We start from the raw sequence: 4,005 nt of genomic DNA on the forward strand, positions 1-4,005 counted from the left end.
ATCATAACTGGTTAAGCTATTACCAAACCACTCATGACCTGTTTCATGAATAATAATAAAATCGAATTTTAACGAAACGCCAACACCAGTCCAATCAGCACTAACGTCAGCTCCGCGGTTATAACCATTTTTAAAACCATTGCCGTATGTCACCGCACTTTGATGTTCCATGCCAGTGTACGGGGCTTGAATAAGTTTATAGCCGTCTTCAATAAAGGGGTATTCGCCAAAATATTTTTGGTAAGAAACCATCATAGGTTTAGCTTGCTTAAATTGCTGTTTAGCTTTTTCTAAATCTTGCGGTAACACATAATAATCGAGTGTTAATTTCCCGAGTTTTTCACCGAAATGTACGTAATTACCAATGTTTAAAGAAACACTATAATTGTTGATTGGGTTAAGTGTTTGCCATACATATTCGGTGTAACCGTTAGCTAAAACATTCGTTTGTATTAAGCGTCCGTTAGAGATGTTTTTCAGATCAGAAGGTACCGACACCCGCATTATCATGTTTTCAACTTCATCAAGTTGTTGATCTTTGTTTGGCCACCAAACCATAGAGCCAGTACCTTGACAGGCAGTGTTTATCCAGTGCTTTCCTAGAGAGTCTTTTTTAAAGGTAAAGCAGCCAAAACGTCCCGTTGCTTTTGGATAACCCGAATAATGGAAATCTATTTCTTCGATCTCGCCTTTTGTCAGTGTTTTAGGAAAAGAGACATAAACCGTATTTACCTCTCGTTCATACTTAAGCGACTTACCATGATATAGAATTTTATCTATATCAAGATTTTGGTACAGATCAAGCTGAATCATATTGTCTGCTTTAAGCATTTTAAAACGTATTTTATTATTACCTGAAATATATTTTTTCTCAGGATCGACCTTGATTGATAAGTCGTAACTGAGCAAATCATTATTCGCCCTATATTCACTGTAATTTCCCCAAAGCTTATTCTTTTTGGGGTAACTAAGTTTTTGTTCTGCCACAAGAAGTTTTTCATCATGTTGCATAACAATAATATTGCTGGTTAGCTCGGCAAGGCTGAGCAGCTGTGGCGTATGGTACTTGGCTTTTATTTGCAGCTGCGTGATGTTTGAGCTTGAACCTGAGTCTTGGTCTAGGTCTAGGTCTAATAAAACTTTCCCCTTAAGATCCGTTCGAACGCCTACTCGAGATTTTTTATCATAAACAATGGCACCTTCAATAGCTTGCTTACCCTTTGAGCTAATAATGGTCAGTTCAGTAAAATTGGCATAACTGGCAATGCTGGTAATATAAAAAAAAATAAACAGTAAAGATTGGGCTAACTTCATAATTAAATAACTCTAATAAATGGAAAAATGGCCTACGATCTTTGGCTGATTCAATAATGAAATCAGCGGATGATTCAGCAGTTTATTCCGCGGTTAAGACGATGATTGAATTAACCATTGAACCAGCTGCAGAGCAGGCTTAACGATATTTTATGTGAATTGCTCTACTAACTATTAAGCTGTTACGCCCGAGATAAACACTATGGCAATAGCAACAGGTACCAAATAACGAATTAGCACTTGCCAGGCCAGAAAGGCTGATTTTTTTAACCCTAACTCAGCTTTCATTTCCTTGGCCGGAATTCGCCAGCCAACAAAAATTGCCGTTAAAAATCCGCCAATGGGTAATAAAATACTGGCAGAGATATAATCAAGGCTTTCAAAAATAGTCTTACCTTCAAGTAACGATATAAAACCGAATGGTTGAAACTCTTTGATTAGGTTCAATGACAACACAGAGCTGATACCCAAAAGCCACATAACTAAGCCACTAACAAAGGTGGCCTTTTTTCTGGTAAAAGAAAACTTTTCCGCTACCCAAGCGATTATGGGTTCAAAATTGCCAATACATGAAGTAAAGGCTGCCGCGATAAGCAATAAAAAAAAGATTGCAGTAAATAACTGCCCGCCTGGTAAATCTCCCAAAGCAATGGGGAGTACTTGAAAAACTAGTCCTGCGCCGGCATCAGGCGTTAAGCCGTGGGCAAAAACCAAGGGAAAAATAGCAAAACCAGCCAGCATAGCAACCAAGGTGTCAGCAAAAACCACTATAAAAGCGTTTTGAGCGATTGAAGCTTTCTTAGGTAAGTAAGAGCCATAGGTAACCATTACCGCCATCGCAATACCAATGGAGAAAAAAGCCTGTCCCAATGCCAGTAAAAAGGTCTCTCCGGTTATTTGAGAAAAATCAGGGGTTAATAAGAAATTCACCGCCGCGGAAAAATCTCCCACTAAAGCCGCATAAATCACCATAATAATTAAACAAATAAATAATGATGGCATTAATATACTTACCGCTTTTTCAATGCCACCTTTCAAGCCTCTTGCATTAACTAACATGATGATAACAATAACTAACGAGTGCCAAAACAGTAACCGCATGGGATCAGACATCAGCTCATTAAAAACAACTTTCGACTGCTCAGCATTAATGCCCTTAAACTCCCCTACTACCGCCATAGTAAAATAGTCTAAAGTCCAACCTGTGATCACTGTATAAGTAAGCATCATCATAAACACCGCTACTATTGCCATACCGCCAACACCTGACCAACGAGATGATAAATTATTTTGCTCTGCCACTTCTTTAAAGCTACCCGCAGCCGAAGCGGCATTTTTAGCACGACGACCAATTGCCCACTCTGACATAACGAGTGGCACACCAATACACAGTGCGCAGGCAAGATAAACCAAGACAAACGCTGCGCCGCCATTTTCACCTGTTACATAGGGAAAGCGCCAGATATTGCCTAGCCCAACAGAAAAACCAATAGAGGCCATAAGAAAAGTTAGTCTTGATGACCAATTTTCTATCTTACCTTCTCCTGCAATTGCAGCCATTTTTTACTCCTAGTCGATAAAAACAGATTATTTGGCAGAATTTTTTGTCTTAATCACTCGTGATGCAGCAATGAATAAAACAAAACTAAATTGCCCATTAACGGTGTTTTATATATTTAGTTACGTATTTCTATTTTTATTAATAACAAAATATTTTTTTTTACCTAGTACCTATGTCATTAGCCGTAGCAAAAGTGTCACCAATATCAATTTGGGTGTTACCAATGAAAAACCCCTGACAGCGTAAAGCAACAAGCGATTGATTAATAAAGAAAATAACCAGTTATCATTAGCATATTGAAAAATAGCCATTGCATAAAAAATAGCCTTGAACTTTTAGGTATATTGTATACATTGGTAATGTCCGGTAACTATTTGACTCATTTTGTAGTGCTCTGTAGGCAATTATTATTACCAAAATGAGTACATTAAAACTTTAAAAAAAGTGGTTGTCCTGACAGTTATAAATGCTGTAGTGAGTTGTACTGAATTGACGAGCTAACAGTGAAAGTGATTAATCTTTGCTAAAAAAAACAATATGAGGATATCAAAATGATAGATACTAAGGTCAAAAATAAAAGCAGTTATGCTGCTTGCTATAAAACGGCATTGGCTTCCATAGCCATGTCGATAACTATGATGGGTAATGCCGCAACCGTTAATAGTCCGCCAACGGCAGATAGCATTATTAACTTAAGTAAACCCGGTTCACATGCCCATGCACTTTCACAAAGTAGCCCGGTAGCTCAGTCTACAACAGCTTATAATGCCGGTGAAAACATACTGCGTTATAACTACAACTGTGGTACAAAAATATCAATTCGTTCCGAGTCTTATATCACAGCAGAAAACTTGCAAGCGGTATGTGATGAGTTAATTTCTGAAGAAGAGCGTTACCACCGATTAATGAAAACGGCTAAACAGCCTTTAACGGGTGACAACAACACCACAGTGCAAATTAACGCCTTTAAAGACTATGCCTCTTATCAATACAATGCAGCGCAAATATTTGGTATAGACACCAATAATGGCGGTATGTATTTAGAAGGTGATCCGAGTGTTCCCGGTAACCAAGCCAGTTATGTAACCTATATTACTGATGATGGTAGTAGTTGGTGGATAATGAACTTA

General features: G+C 38.1%; 2 protein-coding genes and 1 pseudogene. 1 reads left to right on the forward strand and 2 read right to left on the reverse strand.

Annotated elements, in window-relative coordinates; all coding sequences use genetic code 11:
* A pseudogene (locus tag HRT50_RS18145) lies at positions 1 to 1,314 on the reverse strand (hypothetical protein); the annotation flags it as partial.
* Between the two features lie 174 nt (positions 1,315 to 1,488).
* The gene (locus HRT50_RS18150; RefSeq protein WP_291617118.1) at positions 1,489 to 2,874 is read right to left on the reverse strand and encodes a sodium-dependent transporter; all 1,386 of its coding nucleotides are present in this window, start codon (positions 2,872 to 2,874) and stop codon (positions 1,489 to 1,491) included.
* Between the two features lie 552 nt (positions 2,875 to 3,426).
* On the opposite strand from HRT50_RS18150, the gene HRT50_RS18155 reads away from it, so the two are divergent.
* Positions 3,427 to 4,005 (forward strand): collagenase (locus HRT50_RS18155; RefSeq protein WP_291617120.1); only part of this gene is annotated, 579 nt, incomplete at its 3' end.

The organism is Colwellia sp. (assembly GCF_013215345.1).
Lineage (GTDB): Bacteria > Pseudomonadota > Gammaproteobacteria > Enterobacterales > Alteromonadaceae > Colwellia.